Origin of the sequence: Rhodococcus sp. 14-2483-1-2 (assembly GCF_002259405.1) — a bacterium.
In the GTDB taxonomy this organism is placed as follows: domain Bacteria; phylum Actinomycetota; class Actinomycetes; order Mycobacteriales; family Mycobacteriaceae; genus Rhodococcoides.
The window spans coordinates 181,155-206,124 of the sequence record NZ_NPFW01000017.1; the positions used below are offsets into that span (position 1 = coordinate 181,155).

Annotated in this window: 32 protein-coding genes; 25 read left to right on the forward strand and 7 right to left on the reverse strand. The window is 65.1% G+C overall.

From position 1 onward, the window contains the following. Positions 1 to 7: 7 nt before the first annotated feature. The 4 genes from CH295_RS16255 (at position 8) to CH295_RS16270 (ending at position 3,154) form a co-directional block, all read left to right on the forward strand. On the forward strand, positions 8 to 667 hold the full coding sequence (locus CH295_RS16255) for an SDR family NAD(P)-dependent oxidoreductase (protein ID WP_037191489.1): 660 nt from the start codon (positions 8 to 10) through the stop codon (positions 665 to 667). 189 nt (positions 668 to 856) lie between these two features. Then, on the forward strand, positions 857 to 1,369 hold the full coding sequence (locus CH295_RS16260; protein WP_094741296.1) for an OsmC family protein: 513 nt from the start codon (positions 857 to 859) through the stop codon (positions 1,367 to 1,369). A gap of 4 nt (positions 1,370 to 1,373) precedes the next feature. Beyond that, the gene (locus tag CH295_RS16265) at positions 1,374 to 2,672 is read left to right on the forward strand and encodes an O-acetylhomoserine aminocarboxypropyltransferase/cysteine synthase family protein (protein ID WP_094741297.1); all 1,299 of its coding nucleotides are present in this window, start codon (positions 1,374 to 1,376) and stop codon (positions 2,670 to 2,672) included. Beyond that, positions 2,669 to 3,154 carry a CoA-binding protein gene (locus tag CH295_RS16270; RefSeq protein WP_037191497.1) on the forward strand — a complete coding sequence of 162 codons (486 nt, stop codon included), beginning with the start codon at positions 2,669 to 2,671 and terminating at the stop codon, positions 3,152 to 3,154. Before CH295_RS16265 ends, CH295_RS16270 begins: the two co-directional genes overlap by 4 nt. A 4-nt stretch (positions 3,155 to 3,158) precedes the next feature. Here CH295_RS16270 and CH295_RS16275 read toward each other — a convergent pair whose 3' ends face one another. Next, positions 3,159 to 3,920 carry an SDR family NAD(P)-dependent oxidoreductase gene (locus tag CH295_RS16275; RefSeq protein WP_252342069.1) on the reverse strand — a complete coding sequence of 254 codons (762 nt, stop codon included), beginning with the start codon at positions 3,918 to 3,920 and terminating at the stop codon, positions 3,159 to 3,161. 61 nt (positions 3,921 to 3,981) lie between these two features. Between CH295_RS16275 and CH295_RS16280 the strand changes: the two genes are divergently transcribed. After that, positions 3,982 to 4,566, forward strand: a complete 585-nt coding sequence (locus CH295_RS16280) for a TetR/AcrR family transcriptional regulator (protein ID WP_094633874.1) — start codon at positions 3,982 to 3,984, stop codon at positions 4,564 to 4,566. A gap of 36 nt (positions 4,567 to 4,602) precedes the next feature. Here the strand turns inward: CH295_RS16280 and CH295_RS16285 are convergent, their stop codons facing one another. Together CH295_RS16285 and CH295_RS16290 are read right to left on the reverse strand one after the other, a co-directional pair. After that, a complete protein-coding gene (locus CH295_RS16285) occupies positions 4,603 to 4,995 on the reverse strand; it encodes a hypothetical protein (protein ID WP_094633873.1) in 393 nt (130 codons plus the stop codon). Beyond that, complete coding sequence (locus tag CH295_RS16290; RefSeq protein ID WP_141217038.1) at positions 4,992 to 6,059, reverse strand: GGDEF domain-containing protein; 1,068 nt, start codon at positions 6,057 to 6,059, stop codon at positions 4,992 to 4,994. The genes CH295_RS16285 and CH295_RS16290 overlap by 4 nt, the downstream gene beginning before the upstream one ends. Positions 6,060 to 6,453: 394 nt before the next feature. Between CH295_RS16290 and CH295_RS16295 the strand changes: the two genes are divergently transcribed. The 5 genes from CH295_RS16295 (at position 6,454) to CH295_RS16315 (ending at position 9,287) form a co-directional block, all read left to right on the forward strand. Beyond that, complete coding sequence (locus CH295_RS16295; protein ID WP_141217039.1) at positions 6,454 to 6,723, forward strand: hypothetical protein; 270 nt, start codon at positions 6,454 to 6,456, stop codon at positions 6,721 to 6,723. Beyond that, positions 6,716 to 6,928 (forward strand): hypothetical protein, encoded by a 213-nt coding sequence (locus CH295_RS16300; RefSeq protein WP_141217040.1) that lies wholly within the window; start codon positions 6,716 to 6,718, stop codon positions 6,926 to 6,928. Before CH295_RS16295 ends, CH295_RS16300 begins: the two co-directional genes overlap by 8 nt. A gap of 94 nt (positions 6,929 to 7,022) precedes the next feature. Then, positions 7,023 to 7,820: a hypothetical protein gene (locus tag CH295_RS27840; protein WP_170945937.1), complete on the forward strand. Its 798-nt coding sequence runs from the start codon at positions 7,023 to 7,025 to the stop codon at positions 7,818 to 7,820. Further along, on the forward strand, positions 7,817 to 8,308 hold the full coding sequence (locus tag CH295_RS16310; protein ID WP_252342070.1) for an ImmA/IrrE family metallo-endopeptidase: 492 nt from the start codon (positions 7,817 to 7,819) through the stop codon (positions 8,306 to 8,308). The genes CH295_RS27840 and CH295_RS16310 overlap by 4 nt, the downstream gene beginning before the upstream one ends. Position 8,309: 1 nt before the next feature. Further along, complete coding sequence (locus CH295_RS16315; protein ID WP_094741299.1) at positions 8,310 to 9,287, forward strand: hypothetical protein; 978 nt, start codon at positions 8,310 to 8,312, stop codon at positions 9,285 to 9,287. Between the two features lie 27 nt (positions 9,288 to 9,314). On the opposite strand, the gene CH295_RS16320 is transcribed toward CH295_RS16315, so the two are convergent. After that, on the reverse strand, positions 9,315 to 9,743 hold the full coding sequence (locus CH295_RS16320; protein WP_037191674.1) for a helix-turn-helix domain-containing protein: 429 nt from the start codon (positions 9,741 to 9,743) through the stop codon (positions 9,315 to 9,317). Positions 9,744 to 9,852: 109 nt separating this feature from the next. Then, on the reverse strand, positions 9,853 to 9,975 hold the full coding sequence (locus tag CH295_RS28430) for a hypothetical protein (protein ID WP_255138276.1): 123 nt from the start codon (positions 9,973 to 9,975) through the stop codon (positions 9,853 to 9,855). A gap of 241 nt (positions 9,976 to 10,216) precedes the next feature. Here CH295_RS28430 and CH295_RS16330 point away from each other — a divergent pair, with 241 nt between their 5' ends. The 3 genes from CH295_RS16330 (at position 10,217) to CH295_RS16340 (ending at position 13,041) form a co-directional block, all read left to right on the forward strand. Beyond that, complete coding sequence (locus CH295_RS16330; RefSeq protein ID WP_094741300.1) at positions 10,217 to 10,648, forward strand: DUF1810 domain-containing protein; 432 nt, start codon at positions 10,217 to 10,219, stop codon at positions 10,646 to 10,648. Between the two features lie 10 nt (positions 10,649 to 10,658). Then, entirely contained in the window at positions 10,659 to 11,114 is a 456-nt protein-coding gene (locus tag CH295_RS16335) for a 6,7-dimethyl-8-ribityllumazine synthase (protein ID WP_094741301.1), read from the forward strand. A gap of 553 nt (positions 11,115 to 11,667) precedes the next feature. Then, on the forward strand, positions 11,668 to 13,041 hold the full coding sequence (locus CH295_RS16340; RefSeq protein ID WP_094741302.1) for an HNH endonuclease signature motif containing protein: 1,374 nt from the start codon (positions 11,668 to 11,670) through the stop codon (positions 13,039 to 13,041). 101 nt (positions 13,042 to 13,142) lie between these two features. Here the strand turns inward: CH295_RS16340 and dapD are convergent, their stop codons facing one another. Next, on the reverse strand, positions 13,143 to 14,096 hold the full coding sequence (gene dapD, locus CH295_RS16345) for a 2,3,4,5-tetrahydropyridine-2,6-dicarboxylate N-succinyltransferase (RefSeq protein WP_037191535.1): 954 nt from the start codon (positions 14,094 to 14,096) through the stop codon (positions 13,143 to 13,145). Positions 14,097 to 14,308: 212 nt separating this feature from the next. On the opposite strand from dapD, the gene CH295_RS27845 reads away from it, so the two are divergent. From CH295_RS27845 to CH295_RS16400, 12 genes are all read left to right on the forward strand, one after another. Next, a complete protein-coding gene (locus CH295_RS27845; RefSeq protein WP_155292927.1) occupies positions 14,309 to 14,452 on the forward strand; it encodes a hypothetical protein in 144 nt (47 codons plus the stop codon). Positions 14,453 to 14,497: 45 nt separating this feature from the next. After that, the gene (locus tag CH295_RS16350) at positions 14,498 to 15,442 is read left to right on the forward strand and encodes an SMP-30/gluconolactonase/LRE family protein (protein WP_094741303.1); all 945 of its coding nucleotides are present in this window, start codon (positions 14,498 to 14,500) and stop codon (positions 15,440 to 15,442) included. An 11-nt stretch (positions 15,443 to 15,453) separates the two neighbouring features. Further along, positions 15,454 to 16,539, forward strand: a complete 1,086-nt coding sequence (dapE, locus tag CH295_RS16355) for a succinyl-diaminopimelate desuccinylase (RefSeq protein WP_094741304.1) — start codon at positions 15,454 to 15,456, stop codon at positions 16,537 to 16,539. Positions 16,540 to 16,549: 10 nt separating this feature from the next. Further along, complete coding sequence (locus CH295_RS16360; RefSeq protein WP_037191537.1) at positions 16,550 to 17,320, forward strand: LOG family protein; 771 nt, start codon at positions 16,550 to 16,552, stop codon at positions 17,318 to 17,320. Next, the gene (locus CH295_RS16365) at positions 17,317 to 17,880 is read left to right on the forward strand and encodes an LOG family protein (protein ID WP_176460785.1); all 564 of its coding nucleotides are present in this window, start codon (positions 17,317 to 17,319) and stop codon (positions 17,878 to 17,880) included. Before CH295_RS16360 ends, CH295_RS16365 begins: the two co-directional genes overlap by 4 nt. 92 nt (positions 17,881 to 17,972) lie before the next feature. Continuing rightward, positions 17,973 to 19,748 carry a long-chain-acyl-CoA synthetase gene (locus tag CH295_RS16370; RefSeq protein WP_037191538.1) on the forward strand — a complete coding sequence of 592 codons (1,776 nt, stop codon included), beginning with the start codon at positions 17,973 to 17,975 and terminating at the stop codon, positions 19,746 to 19,748. 36 nt (positions 19,749 to 19,784) lie between these two features. After that, positions 19,785 to 20,645, forward strand: coding sequence for a dihydropteroate synthase (gene folP / locus CH295_RS16375; RefSeq protein ID WP_037191539.1), 861 nt, complete (start codon positions 19,785 to 19,787; stop codon positions 20,643 to 20,645). After that, complete coding sequence (locus tag CH295_RS16380; RefSeq protein WP_032394090.1) at positions 20,642 to 21,571, forward strand: glucosyl-3-phosphoglycerate synthase; 930 nt, start codon at positions 20,642 to 20,644, stop codon at positions 21,569 to 21,571. Before folP ends, CH295_RS16380 begins: the two co-directional genes overlap by 4 nt. Positions 21,572 to 21,601: 30 nt before the next feature. Further along, positions 21,602 to 21,937, forward strand: coding sequence for a DivIVA domain-containing protein (locus tag CH295_RS16385; RefSeq protein ID WP_037191540.1), 336 nt, complete (start codon positions 21,602 to 21,604; stop codon positions 21,935 to 21,937). Further along, entirely contained in the window at positions 21,934 to 22,542 is a 609-nt protein-coding gene (locus CH295_RS16390; RefSeq protein ID WP_094741305.1) for a DNA-3-methyladenine glycosylase I, read from the forward strand. The genes CH295_RS16385 and CH295_RS16390 overlap by 4 nt, the downstream gene beginning before the upstream one ends. 95 nt (positions 22,543 to 22,637) lie before the next feature. Continuing rightward, complete coding sequence (locus CH295_RS16395) at positions 22,638 to 22,805, forward strand: DUF3117 domain-containing protein (RefSeq protein ID WP_008714277.1); 168 nt, start codon at positions 22,638 to 22,640, stop codon at positions 22,803 to 22,805. A gap of 112 nt (positions 22,806 to 22,917) precedes the next feature. Continuing rightward, a complete protein-coding gene (locus CH295_RS16400; protein WP_094741306.1) occupies positions 22,918 to 23,781 on the forward strand; it encodes a methyltransferase domain-containing protein in 864 nt (287 codons plus the stop codon). On the opposite strand, the gene glgA is transcribed toward CH295_RS16400, so the two are convergent. Continuing rightward, a complete protein-coding gene (gene glgA / locus CH295_RS16405; RefSeq protein WP_037191550.1) occupies positions 23,751 to 24,914 on the reverse strand; it encodes a glycogen synthase in 1,164 nt (387 codons plus the stop codon). The two genes, CH295_RS16400 and glgA, sit on opposite strands and share 31 nt — an antisense overlap. Between the last annotated feature and the right edge of the window lie 56 nt (positions 24,915 to 24,970).

Here is a 24,970-nt window from a genome sequence, read left to right on the forward strand (position 1 = left end):
TCGAGGAATGACCACACTCGACGGTGCACGCATTCTCGTATTCGGTGCCAGTGGCGGTCTCGGCGGTCCGGTCGTCGAGCAGCTCGCGAAAGCCGGTGCACGGTTGACCGTGAGCGGCCGGAGCATCGAGTCGGAGCATCACTCGGTGAATGCCGATCTGACGCTGCCGGATTCGGCTCGATCGGTGATTGCGGAGGCCGTCGAACACCACGGCGGACTGGACGGGATCGTCATCGCCGCGGGTGTCGTGGCGTTCGGGCCGGTGACCGAAGTGGACGACGACACCGTCGACGAACTGTTGCTGCTCAACTATCTCGCGCCGCTGCGGGTGCTTCGAGAAGCGCTGACCACCCTGGGCCAGGGCGGGTTCGTGCTCAACATCAGTGCCGTCGTGGCGGACAAGCCGATGCCGAACATGGGTGCCTATTCGGCGAGCAAGGCTGCGGTGACCGCTCTGCTGAAAAGCGTGCGCACGGAGGCACGTAAGTCCAAGATCAGGATCGTGGACGTGCGTCCGCCGCACACCGAGACGGGTCTTGCGACGCGGCCGATCGCCGGGCAGGCACCGAAACTACCGCAAGGTCTGACGCCGGAGGCGGTGGCAGCGCGTATCGTCGCGGCGATCGTCGACGACGAGACCGATGTCGGCGCGGATCAGTTCTCGTAAGCTATTGTCGGCGTCGTGACCGAGACACACGTGATCGACGCAGCCAGAAGGCTCGTACGTCGTCGCACCATCGACTTCGGTCTCGTCTGCACGTCTTCCTGTTCGTAACTGTCGATCGAACCCATCCCCGACGGGCATTTCGCGCTCCTCGGGTAGTTCCGGCAACCCTCGAATCGAACAGGATCCTCCATGACCACATCTGTGTCCCACATCGGCGGCGTCATCGCTGCCACCGACGATGCCGTGCAGGCCGACGCGAAGAACGCCCAGGCGGTCTTCCGTGCCTCCGCCACCGCGCACGATGCCGTCGCCACCACCGTCACCCTGGGCAAGTTCAGCGTCGAGGTCGACGAGCCGCCTGCCCTCGGCGGTGAGAACAAGGCCGCCAACCCGGTCGAGTACTACCTGGCGTCGCTGCTGTCCTGCCAGGTGGTCACCTACCGCGTCTGGGCCGAGAAGCTCGGCATCGTCGTCGACGACATCAAGGCCAAGGCCGAGGGTGACCTCGACGTTCGCGGATTCTTCGGTTTCGACGACAACGTTCGTCCCGGGTTCGGTGAGGTGCGCGTCGTCGTGACCGTCACCGGTCCCGAGTCACGGGAGCGGTACGAGGAGCTGCAGAAGGCCGTCGACGATCACTGCCCCGTGCTGGATCTGACGCGCAATCCCACCCCGATCCACACCGTTCTCGAGACGGCCTGACGTCATGAGCGAACGGACATTCGGCCTGCGTACCAGAGCAATTCACGCCGGAGCGAGACCCGATCCTGCCACCGGTTCGCGTGCGGTGCCTATCTATCAGACGGCGAGCTACGTGTTCGAGAATTCCGCGGACGCAGGCGATCTGTTCGCTCTGCAGAAGTACGGCAACGTCTACAGCCGCATCGGCAACCCCACCGTCGCCGCCTTCGAGGAGCGCATCGCGAGCCTCGAAGGCGGCATCGGGGCGGTTGCGTTCGGCAGTGGGTTGGCGGCCGAGTTCGCAGTGTTCGCTGCGCTCGCGGGCACCGGAGACCACATCGTTGCCGCGGCCGGGCTCTACGGCGGCACGGTGACCCAGCTCGACGTGACGCTGCGCCGCTTCGGCGTCGAGACCACGTTCGTCCCTGGCACCGATCCCTCCGATTACGCAGCAGCGGTGACGGATTCGACCAAGCTGATCTACGCCGAGGTCATCGGCAATCCGTCGGGCGAGATCGCCGACCTCGAGGGTCTGGCCGCCGTGGCCCACGATCACGGAATCCCGCTGGTGATCGACGCGACGATGGCGACGCCGTGGCTGAGCCGGCCCATCGAGTTCGGCGCCGACATCGTGATCCACTCGGCCACCAAGTTCCTCGGTGGTCACGGATCGACGCTCGGGGGAGTGGTGGTGGAATCCGGGCGGTTCGATTGGGGCTCGGGCAAATTCCCGCAGATGACGGCACCCGTGGCCTCCTACGGCGGGCTGTCGTGGTGGGGAAACTTCGGCGAGTACGGCTTTCTGACGAAGCTGCGCAGCGAACAGTTGCGCGACATCGGGGGCGCACTGGCACCGCAATCGGCATTCACGCTGATCCAGGGTGTGGAGACGCTGCCGCAGCGTATGGACGCACATGTCGCCAATGCCCGAGTCGTTGCAAAGTGGCTCGAAACCGATCCACGTATCGACTACGTGAGATGGGCAGGCCTGCAAAGTCATCCGCAGCACGACCGAGCAGCGAAGTATCTCCCTGCCGGTCCTGGTGCGGTGTTCGCTTTCGGAATCGACGGTGGCCGCGAGGCCGGGCAGACGTTCGTCGAGAGCGTGCAGATCGCCAGCCACGTCGCCAATATCGGTGACGTGCGCACGCTGGTGATTCACCCGGGCAGCACCACACACCGACAACTGACCGATGAGCAACTCCGCGGAGCAGGTGTCGGTCCCGAGTTGATTCGCATCAGCGTCGGACTCGAAGATGCCGAGGACATTCTGTGGGACCTGGATCAGGCCCTGGCACTGGCAACAGGAAAGGCGCGGTCATGAGCGAGCGCACCTGGCAGGGCCCGTCCGCGCCGCAGCGGCAACGCATCCTGCGTGAGACGAAGACCGTCGCGATCGTCGGTGCGTCCAAGAACCCCTCGCGGGCAAGCTACTTCGTCAATCGGTATCTGTCCTCGACGAGCAACTACGAGATCTTTCTCGTCAATCCGACGGTCACCGACATAGAAGGGACCACGGTCTATCCGACCCTCGCGGATCTGCCTGAATCGCCGGATCTGGTCGACGTGTTCCGCAAGTACGACGACTTGCCCGACGTTCTCTCCGAAGCGATTGCAGCGCAGGCGAAGACGATCTGGCTACAGCTCGGACTGTGGCACGAGCAGGTGGCACGCGACGGGGAGGCCGCGGGGTTGAACGTCGTCATGGATCGGTGCCTGAAGATCGAACACGCCCGATTCCACGGAGGACTGCATCTGGCCGGATTCGACACGGGAGTGATCGATTCGCGTCGTACCCGCGGTTAGCGGTTCACGCCTTCAGCAGACGGCCACTGATCACCGTGGCCAGTGCGCGTGGGGCCAAACGGACACTGCCGGCGCTGATCTTGTTGGACAGACCGGACACGACACTGGCGGGGGTTCGGCGAGAATCCAACGCGCGCATAGCCGTCGAGACCACCTGCTCGGAGGTCTGGTAGTTACCCACCGCGGCATCTTCCGATCCCACGACATCGAAGAACTCGGTGCGCGTGGGGCCGGGGGAGAGCGCGAGAATCTTCAGCGACGAGGTGCGGTGCTCGTAGGCCAGCGCTTCGGTGAAGTTGAGGACGAAGGCCTTCGTCGCACCGTAGACGGCCATGTTGGGGGTGGGTTGGTACGCGGCGGTACTCGCGATGTTGATCAGTGCGCCGGTGAGGTTCGGCAGAAATGCGTGCGTCAGGTCGACCAGGGCGCTCACGTTCAGTGCGATCTCGGCAGCGACGCGCGCGGGATCCTCGTCGGCGAACCTTCCATGCGTTCCGAAACCTGCATTGTTGACGAGGGTGGTGGGGGTGATTCCTTTGTCCGCCAATGTGGTTCGTAGGGTGTCGCCCACGCCGGGGACACCCAGGTCCATCGCTACGACGGTGGCCGTCACGCCGTGCTCGGATTCGATGCGCCGCGCCAGGGTGTTCAACCGATCGGCGCGTCGAGCTACGAGGACGACGTTCTCGCCGCGTGCGGCGAAGCGGGTGGCGAATTCCTCGCCGAGGCCCGAACTTGCTCCGGTGATGAGCGCTGTGGAAGTCATGCCAGCAAATGTAGGCAGTGTCAGCATTGTTGTCAACGCCAACATCGCCTAGGGTGAGGTCATGGCAACGCAGCGCTACCACCACGGTGACCTGCGCGCGGTCTTGCTCGACGAGGCCGAACGGAGCATCGCGCACGGCGGGGTCGACGCGTTGTCGCTTCGGCAGCTGGCCAGAGATGTCGGCGTCAGTCACGGTGCCCCGGCGCGCCATTTCCGCGACAAGCAGGCGCTACTGGATGCGCTGGCGCTGCACGGTTTCGAGGAATTGAATCGCCGAATGGTCGCAGCGGCAACGGGACCCGGTGAGCTGCTGGCTCGGTTCCGTGGAGTCGCCCGCGCCTACCTCGGATTCGCCGTCGAACACCCGGAGTTGCTCGATGTCATGTACAGCACCAAGCATCATCCCGACGCCAGTGAGAATCTGAAAAGCGTTGCGCACGAGAGTATGACCGCCACCGAGGATTTGCTGAAGGAGGCGATGGCGGCCGGTGTGATCACCGAGGCTCCACCCGAGATCCTCGCGCGCGTCGCCTTCGCGAGCGTGCACGGACTCGCGATGCTGGCCACCGGCGACCTGCTCGACGGCGTGCCGACCGAGGATCTGCTCGACGCGACCGTGGACACTCTGCTGCGCGGGTTCACCTGACCGGTGGCCCCGAGCAGCGGTTCGAGGAGCAGCCCCCTAGGTGGACCCCGATAGGGGTATTTCGTCGGGGTCCGTCCCCGGATCGACGAGGTGAAGTCCCGGCCGTGCCCTTCGGCGGTCGGGGCGCTGAGCGACGCTGGAAGCCATCTCGGCAATGAGGTCGAGCCGGAGGCGCTCTGCTGCGCGCTGCCTGCTCCTGAGGTAGTGAGCCAGTTCCGACGCGATGAGTGCGGCACCGACGGGCCCGCCGTACCGGTGCGTCCACCCGGGTCCATCGTGCTCGAATGCGTTCAGGAAACGGTTCGGGTCGGACAGCACGGCAAGGACGGTATCCGCGGTCACGCCGTGTGCGCGTAAGCGGGCGGTGACGTCCGAGATCTCGTGTGTTCCCCGGTGTGCGCCGAGCGCACGCTGCCACTGGGCATTCACAACTGCGGGCCGAAGTGAACACTGGGCCCGCTGCACGGGAGGCGGTGGGGTCCGGCCGAGTTCCGCGGCGACCCGACCTCTCCGTTCGGTCGGCGCTTGTACCGATACAGATCGGCATCGGCGTCGGCCAGTAAAGTCTCGAACGGTTTGTCTTTGGGCGTCGACACGGCCAAACCGTAAGAGGCAGAGACCGATTGGCTGGCAACCATGGTTTCGGCCAACTGCCTCGCCTCGGCGTGGTTCGAGACCGGGGTGATGAGGACGAACTCGTCGCCGCCCACACGTCCGAGGATCGACCGCGACGGCGCGCGTGAGGACCACGAGAGAGCGAGCTCTGCAAGGGCCCGGTCACCGGCTGCATGCCCGTAGTTGTCGTTGAGATCCTTGAAGTTGTCGATGTCGAAAGCAATGATCGCGACGCGGTCGGTCCTTCGGCGCAGTTGCGCTGTGAGACGGGCGAACCCGTGCTCGGCACCCGTGCGGTTGAACACCCCCGTCAGTGGGTCGCGCAACGCTGCCGAGCGAAGACTTGCTCCGGCCGACCCCAGTACTTCGGTGAACGCGACCACACAGAAGAGGGCGACGATGACCTCGCTCGGCGAACTCGCGGCTTCACCGAGGGCGAGCGAACCGGCCACGGCCAGTGCCAGTACCGAACACTGAACCCGTGCGATCGAGGCTCGGTGCATGGTTCGGATGTATACGACGAGAACGAGTATCGAGGCAACTGCGCTCATGCGGAGAGCCGTGTGCACCTGGAAGGCGATACCGAACAGGCCTGCAAACGCAGCCCACACGACGGTCGAGTCGAGCTGCACGCGTCCGATGTGCACAGGTCTGTTCGCGACCGTACCCACGATCGAGAAGACGATGGACGCGACCAGTCCGCTCACCGTCGTCCACGACTGCTCGACGTCGGGTACCGAGAACGAGTCGAGCGTCGTTCCTATTCCGGTGAGAGCCGATACGATCAGCAGTAGCAAGACTGCCGCCAGCACTTTTCGGGCCTCTCTTCGCTGAGCGACGACGGGCACCGAGGCGTGGGGTGTCGATACGGCATTCACGTCTGCTCCATCGCCGCAGCTATTTTCCCGTTACCAATTGTGATTCTCGCAACTCCACTCGGTCGGTGTCGGCGGCCGTGACGGATCCGATGGCGCGGGAGTCCGGTGAGCACGGCCGGCGTCGCGGGTGGTCCGCTGCGGAGGTATGCCTCCGCTTCGAAAAGTGCGATCTGAACTGCGTTGATACCGATTGTCTCGGTGAACGGCCGCGGGCGAGTCGAGTGAGGCAACGTGACGTCGGCTCGCGTATGAAAAGCGGGCGTTTCCGTGTGCTGCCCGTCCAGTCGGCAGACCGCTGCTGCGGTGCCGCTGTCCTCGGATGGATAACTAGAAAATTGCTGACTTCGGGCAGTTTGGGTACGCTGCTCGCTAGTCGAATGTGAAGGACGGGGGCATGGTGACGAGTGCATGGAGCAGAGCCGAAAATCTTGCTGTTATCGACAGCGCGAGCTTCCGGGCGGTGTACGTCTTCGGTGTGGCGGCAGCGTTGCTCGCAGGATTCACGGCGTTGGGTTGGATGTTCGCCCAGCCGATGCTGGGGATCGTGGCGGGAGTGACCGCAATCGGCACGATCGGGACAGCTCACGCGCTGCTCGGTGGTAGTCGTTTCGGTACGTCGCCCGCTGATCTGTTGGAGACGCATGCGGGTCGCTTCGATGGCTGACAACCGCGACGAAGCCTTGATCACGTTCGCGGCTCGCTGGGAGCCGTACGGCGGTGCGGATGCTTCGGAGATCTTCGTCTGCTTCGGTTTGAGCGAAAGTCAGTACCGGGCGCGTTTGTACCAGGCCTTGACGCGTTCCGGGCACGGTGCAGTGGACGTCGACGCCCGGGTGCGGACGCGGTTGCTGCGCTACAGCACGTCGTGAGTATTCGACTTCTGCCCGGCGAGGCCGATACTCGATGCAGTGGCGTGCCGATCCTGGCTGCCGGCTCGAAACGAACGACAATCGGGGACAGCGAATGAGCATTGGGGCCAGGTGGCGTGTCGCGGCGCTGACAGTGGCGGCGGGAGCCGCGACGGTCGGTGGCGTCATGATCGGCACCGGGGCCGGCGTCTCGTCGGCGTATCCGATCTGTATCGGAAATCTGCACGCGTGCCATCACCCCGCCCCCACCAGCATCGATGTCACCACCACGGTGGATGATTCGACGACCACCGAATCCACCACGTCGTCCACCACCACGTCGGCGACCTCGACCACAACAGCAGCGTCGAGCACCTCGTCGTCGAGACGCCCACGACCCACCCACGAACCCACCACGGAGTCGGAACAGTCGTCGACTCGCTCGCAGCCGTCACGCACGCCGACGTCCGGGGTGGTCGACGGGCCTCCTGCAGCCGGGCCTCCTGCAGCCGGGCCTCCTGCAGCCGGGCCGCCTGCAGCCGTTCCGCCTGTCGGCGGTGCAGGCGGTGTCCCGCCAGGAGCCGGCCTCGATGTACCCGATGTCGAGGACGAGGAGACGGCGGCGGCATCTTCCTCGACCGCACCGTCGACAGAACCGGCCGGCCCGGCGTCGACCAGTGCGGCCTCGCCGTCGTCGTCCGCTTCCGGTCCCGGCGCATCGGGTCCCGGCGCGAACGGTCCTGATCCGGATACCGAACTCACCGCGTCGTCCGGTCTGTTGGACGCACGCGCGGTGGCAGGTGGAGTCGTGGGTCTGATGCTCGCCGGAGCCGGAGCGGGTGTCATCAGCGCCAGGGGAGCCCGCGCGCAGCAGGTGCGTCTCGATCGAGCTCGCGGGGAGATTTTCTCGTGACGCGCTCACATCGTCGGATCTCGGCGGCCGTGGACGTGGTCTGCGAAATTGCAGCGGATGCCGATCGGTCCACGCTCGACGGCGTGATCGAGGCGATCGCCCGCGAACGCAGGCGACCGATCGTCATCGAGGGCGCAGTCCTGCCGCCAGGGGTGTGTGGGCAGCGCCGCGCCTACCCCGATCGCGACGTGATCGTGATAGGTACGGACCTTCCGAATTACGATCGCACGCTCGCCCACGAACTGGGCCACATCGTCTTTCGACACGACGGCATACCCATCGAGAGTTCCCTGCGCGCCGTCAGCGATGAGCTGCTGGCGTACTTGCTGAGCGAACGCACGTTGCAATCGGCCGTGGTGGACGGTGCCGACAACGACGACGAATGGGAAGCGGAGGCCTTCGCCGGGCAGCTGCTGCAGCGATTGCGTCGTGCGAACACCCGAGGCGCAGCTCGATCGATCGTCTCTTTCGACCAGGCGTTGGGCTGACATGGCGTGGATTGCAGCACTGGTGGTCTGGCTTGCGGCCGGTGCACGAGTGGGCCGAATGGTCGTGCGACCTGCCACCACGGTTCGGATCTGCATGGTCCTGGCCATGGTGTGCACAGCGGCGGCCCAGACGGTGGCCATCGACGACGTCGCCGCCACGCTCGGCCGCGACAATGCGGCCGCAGCGTTGGCGATGTGCTGGGCCGGCGGGGCCGGAGCGTCGATGGTGATCGCCATCAGGGCATGGCCGACACTTCTGCGGCGGTGGTACCGAACGTGTGCCGTCGTCATCGCGGTGTCCACAGCCGGTGCGATGGCGGGCTCGCTCTTGAACCCGGTGGCCGGCTGGTGCGCGGTTCTGCCGGCGTTCGCCGCCGTGATCGCGGCCGGGGTTCGGGTGATCGCCCGCACGCCGATCGGGCGTGCGGTTGCCCTTTATTGTCTCGGTGCTGTGGCGCCGCTGTCGATCGCCATCGCAGTGATTCTCGGTGCGGAACCCAACCGCGGGGTGCTCACAGTGGGTGCGTTGATCATGTCGATCGGTGCCGTGTCGGTGTTGATCGAGACATGGATACGCGCCCGGATCCTGCTCTACCGCATCAAAGATCTACACCACGCCCTGCTCCGCCGATTCCCCGAACTTCGCGACTCCGACCGATCGCGGGCACCCACTGTGCTGCAAGCGTCCGATCACGTGTCGGACGTCATGGACGGGCTGTACTTGCAGGTGGGTGCCGGACAGTTCGACGACGGAGTCGCCGCGCCTACCGATCCGGTGGATCGCGCAGCACGGATAGCTCGGACGGTCCACGACCCTCTCGCCCACCCCATCCTCGGTGCCCACTGGATCGTGCCCCCACCCGACTGGTCCCCTCCGCAGTGGGTTGCCTTGATCGCCCGGGCGCATCGATCGACGTCCACCGCCGCGCTCGACGACGCGACATCACCGGACTCCGCTACCGACACGACTGCTCGGTAGCGGACGCGGCCGGCCAGGCAGCGAGCGCTACGGGGTGCTGTCCGGTGGCACCGCGGGCAATCCTTCGCTTGCGCGTAGCTTTTCGGCCATCGAGGTCAGCAGGCTCTGCGATTCGTCGGACAGGTCGAATGCGCGTGCCGACAGTCGCCGCAGGCCCTGATTCCGCAATTGCGCGAGCATTTCGAGATCGCGATCGACCGCATCCTGATAGACCGGGTCGTAGAAATAATCCGCCCGTACCTTGAAGAACCGCGCCAACGCTGTCACGGTCTCCTCCGACGGGTTGGTCCTGTGTCCGGATCGAAGCTGCGAAATATACGGTTTGGAGATGCGATGGCCCGCGTCGGCCAGCCCCTGTGCGACCTCGGCATTGGTGTGAGGCCGACGTCCCGGTGGATGGACCGTGTCGAACAGCTTGTTCAACCTGGCCGCGAACGATCCGTCTTCGACCGGCACCTTTGTCTTCCCTCTGATCATGTGAACCCAACTTGTCCCGCGGCGGTAGCCGACATTTCAGTAACCAAATGGTAACCGTCCGGCGGCTTCGATAAACGCGCTCTGCTGTTCACGGTCGAAATCCGCGTTGGGTGGCGCTTGGCCGGTCCTGAGCGATGTGCCGAATCATTCGGATCGATTCGCCGACGATCAACGTGACCAGCGACAGCGCCATCAATGCAAGCGCAGCCACGATCGCGAATATCAACACCGAATACATCTCGACTACCCCTCTGTCTCATGAGCTGGACGAGTCTGGATCGCAGAGGCGACGTGATGCGGTCGAATCCGGATGCGAGGCCTGTCGTGCTTTGCGGGGGGTGGCCTCGCATCCGGCAGCCGGCATCGTCTGCGAATTCGACACCGTCCAGGTCTAGATATTAGCTGAAAGATTGCTGTCGAGGCGAACCGAATCGGTGCCCTAGGTTGAGTGCATGACCGAATACGACCTGCAACGCTTCGTCGACGCCCAGGATCCCGTGTGGAGTGCAGTGACGCAGGAGTTGAAGGCGGGGAGGAAGCAGACCCACTGGATGTGGTTCGTGTTCCCGCAGTTGGCGGGATTGGGACGAAGTGCGACTGCTCAGCACTTCGGCATCGCCGACCTGACGGAGGCGGAACTGTATCTGTCCCACGAGGTGCTGGGTCCGCGTCTGAAGAAGGCGGCCCGGCTGACCGTCGGAATCGAGGGTCGAACGGTGGACGAGATCTTCGGTTACCCCGACAATCTGAAACTGCATTCGTCCATGACGCTTTTCGCCGAAGCTACCAAGGGCCAGTCCGTTTTCGGCGAAGTGTTGCAGAAGTATTTCGGCGGCGAATTCGATGGCGCGACACTCGACTTGCTCGACGAGCGGTACCGCTAGCATCGCACCCATGACGACTCCACTCGCCGGATCCATTGCCTTCGTCCACGCCAGCTGGCACCTGGACATCGTCGACCGAGCGCGAGTGGGATTCGCGGCAGAACTCGAGCGGCTGGGCCAGGGCGATACTCGTGTCGACGTCTTCGAGGTGCCGGGGGCATTCGAGATCCCGCTGCACGCCCAGCGGTTGGCGAAGACCGGGAAGTACTCGGCGATCGTCGCCGCCGCGCTGGTCGTCGACGGAGGAATCTATCGACACGACTTCGTAGAAACGGCGGTCATCGACGGCCTCATGCGGGTGCAACTGGACACCGATGTGCCGGTGTTCTCGGTGGTGCTCACTCCCCATCACTTCCACGAGCACGCCGACCACGCAGCGTTCTTCACCGCCCACCTCGAAACCAAGGGTGCCGAAGCGGCGCGGGCTGTTGTCAAAACCCTGGCGTCGCTGGGAACCATCGGCTGACGCCGGGGCCGATTTTGGGCCGGGGCCGATTGCCTCCCTGCGCCTGAGTTGCATGAAGTACTCGCGGAACTCGAACCGCGCGAACGGATCTTCTATCTTTGCGAGTACGGCACCACGCGCAACGACGCCTAGTGCCTCGCCGATCAAAGTTTTTGGGATATCGACGCTCCGGGTCGGCTCTGCAGTCGCGAGCACGTCTGATCGGTCCTCGAAGACCGGTACGTGTACGACCCGGGCGGTCGGCGCGGCGGTGATGATCGGGGAGTTTCAGCCACGGGAACTGCCCCAGCCACCTACCTGCTGACGTACACACTGCTGCTCGACTGCGTGCATACCCGTAGAGGGACGTTGTGGCAGCGACGGGACGGTAACTGGACAATTCTCCAACATCGAGGAGCCGTGATCGCAGCCCACAAATCGTGATGTGTGGGGGATGAGTCGACCTCTATCATGGGCTACCGACAGACTTTGAGTTCCCAATACTTTTGTAGGGCAATAGTTTTCGATTGCACTGTGGTTGTCAGTCGAATGTTTGTTCGATACACTTGCTCCCATGACCACGGAGATCTGGCAACTGAGCGAGAGTGAACTCCTCGCCGATGCCGCCGCGGTCTCCCACCAGATTCAGTTGTTGGAGGCGCGGCGGATCGCGCTCGTCGCCGAAATCGACACCCGCGTCTCCCGCGAGAAGCTCGGTTTCCCCGGACCCGCCGGATGGCTGACCTCCACCACACTGCTCTCACCGTCCAAGGCCACCAAGATCGTCGCCCTCGCCCGCGGCATGGCTGCGTTTCCCGACATCGCCGACGCCGTCAACACCGGCGTCATGTCCGTCGATCACGCCGCTCTGATCCTCACCTTCGCCGAAACCCCACCGGAGAACCTGCCGGAAGAGGGTCGCGATATGGCCCGCGCCGCCTTGATCAAGGCTGCGACCGGGCCCGACGCGCGCACCGGCCGGATTCGTGCAGCGATCACCAGACTCGAAGACAGCTTCGGCACCAAGAAACCACCCGCCGAGAACACCGACCGCAACGAACTCTTCGCCTCCACAACCCTGAACGGGCGCCTGGTACTCAAAGGCGACTTCGATGCGATCACCGGAGAAAAGCTGCTCACCGCACTCTCACCGTTGACCGAACCCCACCCCGCAGCCGACGGCACCCAAGACGACCGCAGCCCCGCCAAACGCCGAGCCGACGCCTTCGGACACATCCTCGACCAGTACCTCGCCTCGAGTGATCGCCCCATCGAAGGCGGTGAACGACCGCACGTGAACCTGCACATCAGCCTGCGCGATCTCACCGACCTCCGCGACAGCGCCGACGACATCACCGATGACGAAACCTCACGCGCAGCAGCCGAATCCGACACCGTGGATCCGGTCGACATCAAGACCGGACACGCGATCGACCCCGACACAGCAGACGCATCTGATACACCCTCTGCCGCGGATCGTGGCGCGTATCGCGACCTGTTCGGCGACGGCACCACGGTCGGGTGGCTGCCGTGGATGGGACCCCTCTCCCGCAATACTTCCCGCCAGTTGGCCTGCGACTGTGTCCTCACCGCCATCGTGATGGACGAGAACGGCAACCCGTTGAACCTCGCCCGCACCGCCCGCACCATCACCGCCAAACAACGCACAGCCCTCACCGCCCGCGATCACGGCTGCGCGTTCCCCGGCTGCGGAAAACCTGCAGCCTGGACCGAAGGCCACCACATCTGGCACTGGGGCGACGGCGGCCCCACCGACATGAACAATCTGGTTCTGCTCTGCGGATTTCACCACCGCCTCATCCACCACTCCGATTGGGAAGTGTTCATCGGTACCGACAACCACCCGTGGTTCATCCCGCCCGCAACCGTCGACCCGTACCGACAACCCAGACAATCGCACGCCCGAGCAGGCCCCCACATCGCCTGAGCCGAGCGCACCGTCCACACAACGACTCCAGCCCCGCACCGAGAACACGGTGCGGGGCTGGAAGAGGTTGCTCTACAGCCTGATTCGAGTGAAGTGGACTCTCAGTCGTTGGCGTGCAATGCCGCGTTCAGTTCGACGCCGGTGCCCTTCCACGGCACCACCTCGACCGCGCCCGAGAGCGAGTTGCGACGGAACAGCAGGTTGGATTTGCCGGACAATGTTGCCGCCTTCACCACTGTCCCATCCGGACCACTCACCTTCGTGCCTGCCGTGATGTACAGCCCCGCCTCGACGACGCAGTCGTCACCGAGCGAAATGCCGAGACCGGAGTTCGCGCCCAGCAAGCAGCTCTTCCCGACGGAAATGACGTTCTTGCCGCCACCGGAGAGCGTGCCCATGATCGACGCACCGCCGCCCACGTCGGAACCGTCGCCCACCACGACACCCGCGGAGATGCGACCCTCGACCATCGAGTTGCCGAGCGTGCCGGCATTGAAGTTGACGAAGCCTTCGTGCATGACCGTCGTGCCGCTGGCCAAGTGCGCGCCGAGGCGAACGCGGTCGGCGTCGGCGATACGAACTCCAGTGGGAACGACGTAATCGACCAGGCGTGGGAACTTGTCGACTCCGTACACGGTCACCGGACCGCGTGCGCGCAGCTTCGCGCGCACCGTCTCGAAACCGTCCACCGCTGCGGGACCGAAGTTGGTCCACACCACATTGGCCAGCAGGCCGAACACTCCGTCGAGATTCTGCCCGTGCGGCTGAATCAACCGGTGCGAGAGCAGATGCAGTCGCAGATACGCGTCGTGGGCGTCGATCGGGGCGTCGTCGAGGGAGGCGATGCTGGTGCGCACTGCGACCACCTCGACGCCGCGCGCCTCGTCGGATCCGACGAGAGCGGCCAGCTCCTCGGGGACGTCCGAACCCTCGAGCCGGGTGGTGCCGGTCTCGAAGCCGGTCCCGAGCTCCGGGCTCGGAAACCAGGTGTCGAGAACAACGCCCGACGTCGTGATGTTGGCGATACCTACTGCTGATGCTCCATGTGCGCTCACGGGACGAAGAATACGCGGTGGGCCGAATGCGGTGGGGGCTCGGCAACGGCTCCGGTCGGGGACTGTTCTGCCCGCCGTGTCGGGCGCGCGGATTGTGGGTGCACCGCGATTCGGGCGAAGCGTCGGTTCGTTATCGGTTCGACTGCCGAGCGTGATCGCATCGGGACGCCGGCGGACGCGTCGGCGGTGGGGAAGCTGACAGAGTTTCTCCGGTGACCACCCGTACCGCCTCCCGCAGTCGCGGAGTGACCTCGGTGATGGCCGGCGGCGTCTCCTTCACCGGATTGGTGACGACCTTGGCCACGACTATCGTCCTCGGAATCGCCCTGGGTTTGGTTGTCACAGGCGCGTGGTAGACATGCCCATCGGCTGACAGGGGGTCGCCGAGTCTGGGGGACGTCATGAGTTCGAGCAAGTCCACACGTACGCGTTCGGCAGTGACGGTGATCGCTGCGGCGGTGATCGCCGTGAGCAGTGCCGTTGTCGGTTCGGGCACCGCTGCCGCCGATCCCAACTGCGCCGGAGCCGGCGGTTCGTCGGCCGTGGTCGCGCGAATCCCCGGGGCAGCTCTCGAAGGCCTGGCCGTCGACGCGTCGGGCCGCGCCTACGTCACCGACATCGTCTCGGGCCGGGTGTACCGCATCGACGCGCCCGGACAGGCCGCGTACCCCATCGCGACGGTCCCCAGCGGCGGCGGTGGCGCGCTGGCATGGATGCCCGACGGCACCCTGCTGGTCGGCTACGGAGCCGACCCCCGCGTCTTCGTCGGAGACATCGTCAAGGCCGCGGGCATCGTTCGGCTCGACGTGAACACTCTCACCGTCACCCCGTTCGCGACGGGTCTGAGCGCAGCCAATGGACTCGCAGTCGCCGCCGACGGAACGGTGTACGCCACCAACGACTTCGGCTCGCTCATCGGCCGGATCGGTCCCGACGGTTCGGTCGACCCGGCGTGGGCGAGCTTCCCCAGTGCCAACGGTGCAGTGCTCGACGCCGCAGACCGGTACCTCTACGTATCGCGCACGTTCGTGAACCCAGGCGTCAGCCGGATCCCGATCGCCAACCCCTCGGCACCGGAAAGCGTGCTCGACCTGTCGGGACTGGACAGCTTCGCGGCTCCGGACGGGCTCACCCTCGACGATTCCGGACGCCCGGTGGTGCCGCTCAACGCAGGCGGCTCCGTCGTCCGCATCGATGCACCGGGGGCGACGTGTGTCATCGGCACCGGAACTCGGCTGACCAGCGTCGTCACCTACGGCCGCTCCGACCAGGGATTCTCGAGCGGACGATTGTTCGGTGCGGGCTTCGACGGCGTGGTCCGCGAGATTCCGGGATCCACGGCCTAGAGTTTTCTCCCGTGACGCTCGAACTGAATGCCGACCCGATAGACCTCACCGCGGCACTGGTGGACATCCCCAGTGTCAGCGAGGACGAATCGCGCATTGCAGACGAGGTGGAGAAGGCGCTCCGCGAGCAGACCACGGGCTTCGAGATCATCCGAAGCGGCAACGCCGTTCTGGCTCGAACCAACCGCGGACTCGGGTCGAGGGTGATGCTCGCCGGGCATCTCGACACGGTTCCCATCGCAGACAACGTGCCGTCCAGGCGCGAGCACGACAGCGCCGAGGGCGACATTCTGCACGGGTGCGGAACTGTCGACATGAAGTCGGGTGACGCAGTGTTCCTGCACCTCGCGGCCACGATCGACAACCCTGCTCACGATCTGACTCTGGTGTTCTACGACTGCGAGGAGATCGCGGCCGCCCGGAACGGACTCGGCCGCATCGAACGAGAGCTGCCAGAGTGGCTCGAAGCCGACGTCGCCATTCTCGGCGAACCCTCCGGCGGTTTCATCGAGGCCGGTTGCCAAGGGACGCTGAGGGTTCGGCTGACGGCGTCGGGAACGCGGGCGCACAGTGCGCGGTCCTGGTTGGGCGACAATGCAATTCACAAGTTCGGTGCGGTCCTGAACCGACTCGCCGCGTATCGCGCACGCACCGTCGATATCGACGGCTGCGTGTATCGGGAAGGGCTGCAAGCAGTCCGGATCTCCGGTGGAGTTGCGGGCAACGTCGTTCCCGACGCGGCCGAACTGGACGTCAACTTTCGCTTCGCGCCGGATCGCAGTGTCGACGACGCCGTCGAACACGTTCGTGAGGTGGTCGAGGGACTGGATCTCGGCTTCGAGGTCACCGACTCGTCGCCCGGGGCGCTTCCCGGTCTGAACCGACCCGCAGCGGCTGCTCTCATCGAAGCCGCGGGCGGACAGTTCCGAGCCAAGTACGGCTGGACGGACGTCTCCCGGTTCTCGGCGCTCGGTATCCCGGCGGTCAACTACGGACCAGGCGACCCCAATCTCGCTCACAAGCGCGACGAGCGTGTACCCGTCGAGCAGATCACCCACGTCACACAGGTTCTCCGGAGCTACCTCTCTGCCGGATAGCCTGAACGCCATGAACAGCGACCAGGACCCAGGCGGTTTCGAGGAACCCGGCACCGAGAAGCCGGCCAAGCACAAAGGATCCGTCGTGCTCAGGCGTGGCCGGAACACCGAGACGTCCACCTCGGATCAGCGCCTGCTCGACGAGCGAGGATCAGGGAACTGGATTCACTCCGACACCTGGCGAGTGCTGCGTATCCAGAGCGAATTCGTCGAGGGATTCGGTGCCCTCGCCGAGGTCCCGAAGGCCGTCACCGTGTTCGGTTCGGCGCGCACCCCCGCAGACCATCCCGAGTACGCCCGAGCCCGGCAACTCGGAGCTGCTCTCGCGAAGGAGGGCTTCGCCGTCATCACCGGTGGTGGTCCCGGGGCGATGGAAGGGGCCAACCGAGGTGCGAGCGAGGCCGACGGGTACTCGATCGGACTCGGGATCGAGTTGCCGTTCGAGCAGGGCCTGAACGAATGGGTCGATCTGGGCGTCAACTTTCGCTACTTCTTCGTGCGCAAGACCATGTTCGTGAAGTACTCCCAGGCGTTCGTGTGTCTGCCCGGCGGCTTCGGTACTCTCGACGAACTCTTCGAGGCGCTGACCTTGGTGCAGACGGCCAAGGTCACCAGGTTCCCGATCGTGTTGCTGGGCAAGGACTTCTGGTCGGGACTTCTCGACTGGATCAAGACGACTCTAGTGAAAGAAGGCAAGGTGTCCGAGAAGGACCTCGAACTGATCCACTGCACCGACAGCGTCGACGAGGCCGTCCGGATCGTCCGCGAGGCCCAGCAGTGAGCGATCGTGCATCGACCGAACGCTTGCTCAGTGTCTGCGTCTACTGCGCGTCGGGCCCCGTCGACGCGTCGTTCATCGACCTGGCCGGCGAGGTCGGCACCGAGATCGGTCGACGAGGCTGGCAGCTCGTCTCGGGTGGCGGCAACGTCTCGATGATGGGCGCGGTCGCGGCGGCGACGCGAGCAGCGGGCGGCAACACGGTCGGCGTGATTCCGAAAGCGCTCGTGCACCGCGAGGTCGCCGATGTCGACGCCGACGAGCTGATCGTCACCGACACCATGCGTGAGCGGAAGAAGATCATGGAGGACCGCGCCGACGCGTTCATCACCTTGCCGGGTGGGATCGGGACGTTGGAGGAGCTGTTCGAGACATGGACTGCGGGCTACCTGGGCATGCACAGCAAGCCGATGGTGATGCTCGATCCATTCGGACATTTCGACGGCATGATGCAGTGGATAGAAGGCCTGCGAGAGACCGGATTCGTGCAACAGCGCGCTCTGGACGCCCTGGTCAGAACGACGACCGTCGATGCAGCTCTGAATGCATGCGCAACGTTGTGACAGGTCATAAAGCGCGGCCGTGAAGAGAGATGCTCAAAGTTGTTACCCTCAAGTAGGGTAAGAAATCTCACATCGTCTTCAAAGGGGAGTTCATGGCTGTCGATGCCCGTCAGAAAATTGGAGTGACCGACCTCGCGGTCGCGTTGCCGAAAATGGTGACGGAGGTGCCCAGCCTGCTCAAGGGCCTGGCGGGATTCACTCGTAAGCCCGACCACAAAGCGTCGATCGGTCAGATCTTCCAGGACGCCGCCGCGAAGAACAGCGACCGTCCGTTCGTGCGGTTCGAGGGCGAGTCGATCACCTACCGTGAGGCGAACGAGCTCGTCAACCAGTACGCCGCGGTGTTCGCAGACCACGGAGTCAAGCGCGGCGACGTCGTCGGCATCCTCAGCAAGAACCGCCCGGAGGCGCTCTTCTCCGCACTCGCTGCCGTCAAGCTCGGTGCCACCGCGGGAATGCTGAACTACAACCAGCGCGGTGACGTGCTCGAGCACAGCCTCGGCATTCTCGACGCGACCGTCCTCGTGCTGGACGAGAACGCACAGGAAGCTCTCGATTCGCTCGACGGGCAGCCGAAGGTCGGAGCAGTTCTGCCGCTGAAGAAGTTGGCCGAACTCGCGGCGACGGCGTCGACGGCGAACCCGAAGGTCACCGCGGAGATCCAGGCCAAGGAGAAGGCGTTCTACATCTTCACCTCGGGTACCACCGGCATGCCGAAGGCCAGCCTGATGAGCCACTTCCGCTGGCTCAAATCGATGTCCGGGTTGGGCAACATGGGTGTGCGGCTGCGCAGCAACGACGTCATCTACTGCTGCCTTCCGCTCTACCACAACAACGCCCTGACGGTGACTCTGTCCTCGGTGCTCGCAGGTGGCGCGACCATGGCCATCGGCAAGCAGTTCTCGGTGAGCAATTTCTGGGACGACGTCCGCGTCAACAAGGCCACCGCGTTCACCTACATCGGTGAGCTGTGCCGCTACCTGCTGACTCAGCCGGAGAAGCCCTCCGACCGAGACAACTCGGTCAAGCTGATCGTCGGAAACGGACTGCGCCCGGAGATCTGGGAAGAGTTCACTCAGCGATTCGGCATCTCCCGCGTCGCCGAGTTCTACGGCGCCAGCGAATGCAACATCGCGTTCATCAACGCCCTGAACATGAAGAAGACCGCAGGCATCTGCCCGCTGCCGTACGCCGTCGTCCAGTACGACGAGGAATCCGGCAAGGCCAAGCGCGGCCAGGACGGCAAGCTCCGCAAGGTCGGCAACGGCGAGGTCGGACTGCTGCTGTCCAAGATCACCGACCGGGCGCCGTTCGACGGTTACTCCGACGACAAGGCCACCGAGAAGAAGATGGTGCGCGACGGTTTCAAGGACGGCGACGCGTGGTTCGATACCGGCGACCTGGTCCGCAAGCAGGGCTTCATGCACGTCGCGTTCGTCGATCGACTCGGTGACACCTTCCGCTGGAAGGGCGAGAACGTCGCGACCACCCAGGTCGAGGGAGCCCTCGGTGGGCACTCGTCGATCGACGGGGCCGTCGTGTACGGCGTCGACATCGAGGGAACCGACGGCAAAGCAGGCATGGCTGCGGTGACGCTGCGCGAGGGCGAGACCTTCGACGGCAAGACGATGGCCGAGCACCTCTACGACAAACTCCCGACGTACGCGGTGCCGCTCTTCGTCAGGGTCGTAGACAGTCTCGAGCAGACGTCGACGTTCAAGAGTCAGAAGGTGGCCCTGCGCAAGCTCGGCTACGAGGAGGACAGCGACAGCGACCTGTACGTGCTGCGCGGCAAGTCCGGTGGCTACGAGAAGGCGTACGACGGTTACGTCGCCGAGGTCGCCGCAGGTAAGGCACCCAAGGGCTGAGCACTCGAAAGATGCGCGCGTGCCACTATTGATTTCATGAGCACCCTCTGCGGCAAACCGGTCGCCGACGATCGCGCATTGGTCATGGCCATCGTCAATCGCACCCCCGATTCGTTCTACGACGGGGGTGCGAATTTCAGCGACGATGCTGCGATGGCGTCGGTGCACCGGGCTGTCGCAGAGGGTGCCGACATGATCGACATCGGTGGTGTGAAGGCCGGCCCCGGCGACATCGTCGATGCCGAGGAGGAGATCCGCCGTGTCGTTCCGTTCGTGGAGGCCATCCGGGACGCGTATCCGGAGCTGCTGATCAGTGTGGACACCTGGCGCAGCGAGGTCGCTCGACTGGCCTGTGGCGTCGGAGCGGATCTGATCAACGACACGTGGGCCGGGGCCGACCCGGAGCTGGTGCGCGTCGCTGCCGCCGAGGGAGTCGGCATCGTCTGCTCGCACACCGGCGGTGCGGTGCCCCGTACTCGCCCGCATCGGGTTCGATACGCCGATGTGGTGGCCGACGTGATCGCCGAAGTCACCGCCGCCGCCGAGAACGCCGTCGCGGAGGGGGTGAAAAAAGACTCGATTCTTATCGATCCGACGCACGATTTCGGGAAAAACACCTATCACGGGCTCGAGTTGTTGCGTCGCGTGGACGATCTTGTAAACACCGGGTGGCCTGTGCTCATGGCGCTGAGCAACAAGGACTTCGTAGGCGAGACTCTAGGTGTAGAGCTCGCCGACCGGTTGGAGGGAACATTGGCAGCGACAGCATTGGCCGCAGCAGGCGGAGCCCGAATGTTCCGGGTGCACGAAGTTGCGTCGACCAGAAGAGTCGTGGACATGGTGGCAGCGATCCAGGGTCTGAGAACCCCGGCGCGGACGGTCAGGGGTCTGGCATGACACTCGCAGATCGAACGGACGTGACCAGAGCGTGGTCTGAGACCAACAGCTGGGACACCCCCGAATGGACCATTGCCGAACTCGAGGCCGCCAAAGCGGGCCGAACGGTGTCGGTGGTACTCCCGGCACTCAACGAGGAACAGACGGTCGCCGCCGTCATCGACACGATCCACCCGTTGCTCGGTGGCCTCGTCGACGAGCTGATCGTGTTGGACTCCGGGTCCACCGACGAAACGGCCGTGCGCGCGACAGCGGCCGGTGCACGTGTCATCAGCCGAGAAGAAGCGGTACCGGGCGTCGACCCCGTACCTGGCAAGGGCGAGGTGCTGTGGCGATCGGTCGCCGCGTCGACCGGTGACCTCATCGCGTTCGTCGACTCGGACCTGATCAACCCCGATCCGGCGTTCGTGCCCAAGTTGCTCGGCCCCCTGCTGATGGGCGACGGCATCCACCTCGTCAAGGGCTACTACCGCCGTCCGTTGCGGACGAGTGGAACCGAGGACGCCAACGGCGGTGGACGCGTCACCGAACTCGTGGCAAGGCCGCTGCTCGCTGCTCTGCGGCCCGAGCTGACCGGGGTCATTCAGCCCCTCGGCGGCGAGTACGCCGGTACGCGCGAGCTTCTGTCCGCGGTGCCGTTCGCACCCGGCTACGGCGTGGAGATCGGGCTGTTGCTCGACACGTACGACAGGCTCGGGCTACGGGCGATCGGCCAGGTGAATCTGGGTGTGCGCAAGCACCGCAACCGCCCGCTGGTCGAACTCGGGGCGATGAGCAGGCAGATCGTCGGGACGATGCTCAATCGGTGCGGGATGGTCGATTCCGGTGCCGGTCTGATGCAATTCCGGGTCGACGGTGACTCGTTCGAGCCGTTCTCGACCGAGGTGTCGTTGCTGGACCGACCGGCGATGAACTCGCTGAAATAGCGTGTCCGAGGGACGTGACAAGATCGTGGCATGTTGACGCTGCTGATCTACGTCGTCGTCATTGCCGTCGTCGCCGCTGCATTGTTCTTCGTGGCGTCAGCGGTGTTCGGTCGCGGTGAGGAACTGGGCCCGCTGCCCGAGGGAACCACCGCGACCGTTCTGCCCGCGGAGGGCGTCACCGGTGCCGACGTGCACGCGCTGAAGTTTCAGCAGACCCTGCGGGGCTACAAGCCGAGCGAGGTCGACTGGGCGCTGCAGCGACTCGGCGGCGAGATCGACATGCTCCGTTCGCGGCTGTCGGCAGCACAGCAGCTGCAGGACACGGTTGCCCCGTCCCCGGTCGAGGCCGAACCGGACGAGCGATGAGCGCGGTCGCCGGACCGGACGGCCGGATGCGCTGCCCCTGGGGTGCCACCGACGACGACCTGTACCGGGACTATCACGACATCGAGTGGGGACAGCCGCTCCACGGCCGCAACGAGCTGTACGAGCGTCTGTGTCTCGAAGCGTTCCAATCGGGTCTGGCGTGGATCACGATCCTGCGCAAGCGTGACAGTTTCCGCACCGCATTCGCCGGTTTCGATCCGGAGCTGGTGGCCCGGTTCGGCGAGGCCGATGTGGAACGGCTGATGAACGACGCGTCCATCGTGCGCAACCGGCTCAAGATCGACGCAGCGGTGAGCAACGCGCGCGCCATCGTCGATCTCGACGACACCGACCTCGACACCCTGCTCTGGTCCTTCGCTCCCGAACCCAGGCCGGCGCGCCTGATCGAGCTCTCCGATGTACCCGCCTCGACTCCGGAGTCCACGGCTCTGGCGAAGGAGCTCAAGCGGCGGGGCCTGCGCTTCGTCGGTCCGACAACCGCGTACGCCTTGATGCAGGCCACCGGAATGGTCGACGATCACCTGTCGGGGTGCTGGGTGCAGGTCGTCAATACCGACTCCGGTTCCCGGTATCGACGGGGATAGGGAAGAATAGGTGACAACACCCGTCGCCCCGCGACGAATTTATCTTTTTGGCCTAGGCGCCGAGCTGGTGGGCGCAGATCTGGAGGGAGCAGAGGATGGCGGCGATGAAGCCCCGGACCGGGGACGGTCCCCTCGAAGCAACCAAAGAGGGACGAGGAATCGTCATGCGTGTCCCGCTCGAGGGGGGCGGCCGCTTGGTCGTCGAATTGACCCCCGACGAGGCCGCAGCACTCGGTGACGAACTGAAGGGTGTCACCGGCTGATCGCCCTGTCGATCGATCATCGCTCAGCCCCGCTCGCCGTACCGGCAAGCGGGGCTTTGTGTTGTGTTCACGACTGTGGCGTCCGGCAGAGTCGTGATGAAGGAGGAGTCGGATGCTGACCGACATCGTGGACGTACTGCTGTGTCCGCAGTGCCGAGTGCGTGAGGTCGACTCCGGGCTCGGCGCAGGCGACACCGATCGGACGCTGTGGTGCGATCGAGGGCACTCGTTCGACGTCGCTCGGCAGGGCTACGTCAGTCTGCTGACCGGTGACGGCGGCAAGTTCACCGGCGACTCGGCCGAGATGATCGCGGCGCGCGACGTGTTCCTGGGGGAGGGGCACTTCGACCCGATCGCCGCAGCGGTCTCGGCGGGTGTCCCGGCGGACAGTGAGGTGGTGCTCGACGTCGGGGTCGGAACCGGTCACTACCTCGCGGCTGTTCTCGACGCCCATGCCGACGCCAGGGGCATAGGCGTCGACGTGTCGAAGTTCGCGGCCAGGCGCGCCGCGCGGTCCCATCCCAGGCTGGGGTCCGTGGTCGCGGACATCTGGAGCGGACTGCCGGTGCGATCGGGTGCTCTGTCCGCGGTGACGTGCGTGTTCGCTCCGCGCAATGCCGGTGAACTGCATCGGGTTCTCGTCGACGACGGCGTTCTGGTGGTCGTCACGCCGACGTCCCGGCATCAGCGTGAGCTGCGGGGGCCGCTGGGTCTGATCGGCGTCGAGGAGGACAAGACTCGCCGCCTGAGCGAGTCGTTGTCCGGTCTGTTCGAGCCGGTGGACGAATCCCCGATGGAATACTCGATGATGCTCTCGCACAACGACATCGAGGCTCTGATCGGTATGGGCCCGTCGGCGCGCCACGGTGACCCCGAGGCTCGGTCTGCGGCGCTGGCGCAGCTACCGGAAACCACCGAGGTCACCGCATCAGTGACGGTATCGACCTATCGCCGCCGCGCCAGAGCGTCGTTGTAGACGGCGAGAGTCTGCTTCGCGATCGACGCCCAGGAGAACTCGGCGACGGCTCGCTCGCGCCCGGCCTTGCCCATCGCTTCCGCGAGTGCGGGGTCGAGGGCTACTTGGTTGACCGTGTCCGCCAGGTTCCGCTCGAAGGCGTCGGGTTCGTAGGAGTTGTAGTGCACCAGGCGTCCGGTGCGGCCGTCGTCGACGACCTCGGGGATGCCGCCGACATCCGATGCCACCACGGCAGTTTCGCAGGCCATCGCTTCGAGGTTGACGATGCCGAGTGGCTCGTACACCGAGGGGCAGACGAACACGGCTGCTGCGGTGAGTATCTCGCGAATCTTGTCGGTGGGCAGCATGTCCTTGACCCAGAACACGCCGCTGCGCTGCTCGGCGAGCAGCGCCACGGCCCGCTCGGTTTCCGCGGCGATCTCCGGAGTGTCGGGGGCGCCTGCACACAGAACGAGCTGGATCGACGGGTCGAAGTGATGGGCCGCCGCGATCAGGTGTCCGACGCCCTTCTGCCGGGTGATGCGCCCGACGAACGCGACGATCGGCTTGCTTCGATCCACGCCGATCTCGTCGAGGGTCGAGGTGCCGTGGTCGGCGAACCACCGCTGCGTGTCGATTCCGTTGCGCACCACATGAACCCGACTCGGATCGAGTCGCGGATAGGCGTCGAGCACATCTTTGGCCATGCCCTCGCTGACGGCGATGACGGCGTCGGCGTATTCCACCGCGTTGCGCTCCGACCACGACGAGATGCGGTAGCCGCCGCCGAGTTGCTCGGCCTTCCACGGCCGTCGCGGCTCGAGGGAGTGTGCGGTGAGGATGTGGGGGACGTCGTACAACTCGGCCGCGAGGTGACCGGCGAGGCCGGTGTACCAGGTGTGTGAATGCACCACGTCCGCGTCGGCTGCGGCGTTCGCCATCCGCAGCTCTGCCGACAGCGTCGTCAGCGCAGCGTTCGCTCCGGCGAGCGCCGGATCGGGGTCGTGCACCTGCGCTGTGTCGCGCGGCGCGCCCATACAGTGGATGTCCACGTCGCACAGCGATTTCAGCTGCGCGGTCAACTCCGTGACATGAACTCCTGCGCCACCGTAGATCTCCGGGGGATATTCCTTGGTCATCATTGCTACGCGCACGTGAACGAACCTACATTCCCCAGCAGTTGTGCGTGTACTGCTAGCAAGGTTCTCTC

Bases quoted from the DNA above. Each gene is read 5' to 3' on its own strand.
- CH295_RS16255 (WP_037191489.1), top strand. From the start codon at position 8: ATGACCACACTCGACGGTGCACGCATTCTCGTATTCGGTGCCAGTGGC.
- CH295_RS16260 (WP_094741296.1), top strand. From the start codon at position 857: ATGACCACATCTGTGTCCCACATCGGCGGCGTCATCGCTGCCACCGAC.
- CH295_RS16265 (WP_094741297.1), top strand. From the start codon at position 1,374: ATGAGCGAACGGACATTCGGCCTGCGTACCAGAGCAATTCACGCCGGA.
- CH295_RS16270 (WP_037191497.1), top strand. From the start codon at position 2,669: ATGAGCGAGCGCACCTGGCAGGGCCCGTCCGCGCCGCAGCGGCAACGC.
- CH295_RS16275 (WP_252342069.1), bottom strand. From the start codon at position 3,920: ATGACTTCCACAGCGCTCATCACCGGAGCAAGTTCGGGCCTCGGCGAG.
- CH295_RS16280 (WP_094633874.1), top strand. From the start codon at position 3,982: ATGGCAACGCAGCGCTACCACCACGGTGACCTGCGCGCGGTCTTGCTC.
- CH295_RS16295 (WP_141217039.1), top strand. From the start codon at position 6,454: ATGGTGACGAGTGCATGGAGCAGAGCCGAAAATCTTGCTGTTATCGAC.
- CH295_RS16300 (WP_141217040.1), top strand. From the start codon at position 6,716: ATGGCTGACAACCGCGACGAAGCCTTGATCACGTTCGCGGCTCGCTGG.
- CH295_RS27840 (WP_170945937.1), top strand. From the start codon at position 7,023: ATGAGCATTGGGGCCAGGTGGCGTGTCGCGGCGCTGACAGTGGCGGCG.
- CH295_RS16315 (WP_094741299.1), top strand. From the start codon at position 8,310: ATGGCGTGGATTGCAGCACTGGTGGTCTGGCTTGCGGCCGGTGCACGA.
- CH295_RS16330 (WP_094741300.1), top strand. From the start codon at position 10,217: ATGACCGAATACGACCTGCAACGCTTCGTCGACGCCCAGGATCCCGTG.
- CH295_RS16335 (WP_094741301.1), top strand. From the start codon at position 10,659: ATGACGACTCCACTCGCCGGATCCATTGCCTTCGTCCACGCCAGCTGG.
- CH295_RS16340 (WP_094741302.1), top strand. From the start codon at position 11,668: ATGACCACGGAGATCTGGCAACTGAGCGAGAGTGAACTCCTCGCCGAT.
- CH295_RS16350 (WP_094741303.1), top strand. From the start codon at position 14,498: ATGAGTTCGAGCAAGTCCACACGTACGCGTTCGGCAGTGACGGTGATC.
- CH295_RS16360 (WP_037191537.1), top strand. From the start codon at position 16,550: ATGAACAGCGACCAGGACCCAGGCGGTTTCGAGGAACCCGGCACCGAG.
- CH295_RS16370 (WP_037191538.1), top strand. From the start codon at position 17,973: ATGGCTGTCGATGCCCGTCAGAAAATTGGAGTGACCGACCTCGCGGTC.
- folP (WP_037191539.1), top strand. From the start codon at position 19,785: ATGAGCACCCTCTGCGGCAAACCGGTCGCCGACGATCGCGCATTGGTC.
- CH295_RS16380 (WP_032394090.1), top strand. From the start codon at position 20,642: ATGACACTCGCAGATCGAACGGACGTGACCAGAGCGTGGTCTGAGACC.
- CH295_RS16385 (WP_037191540.1), top strand. From the start codon at position 21,602: ATGTTGACGCTGCTGATCTACGTCGTCGTCATTGCCGTCGTCGCCGCT.
- CH295_RS16390 (WP_094741305.1), top strand. From the start codon at position 21,934: ATGAGCGCGGTCGCCGGACCGGACGGCCGGATGCGCTGCCCCTGGGGT.
- CH295_RS16395 (WP_008714277.1), top strand. From the start codon at position 22,638: ATGGCGGCGATGAAGCCCCGGACCGGGGACGGTCCCCTCGAAGCAACC.
- CH295_RS16400 (WP_094741306.1), top strand. From the start codon at position 22,918: ATGCTGACCGACATCGTGGACGTACTGCTGTGTCCGCAGTGCCGAGTG.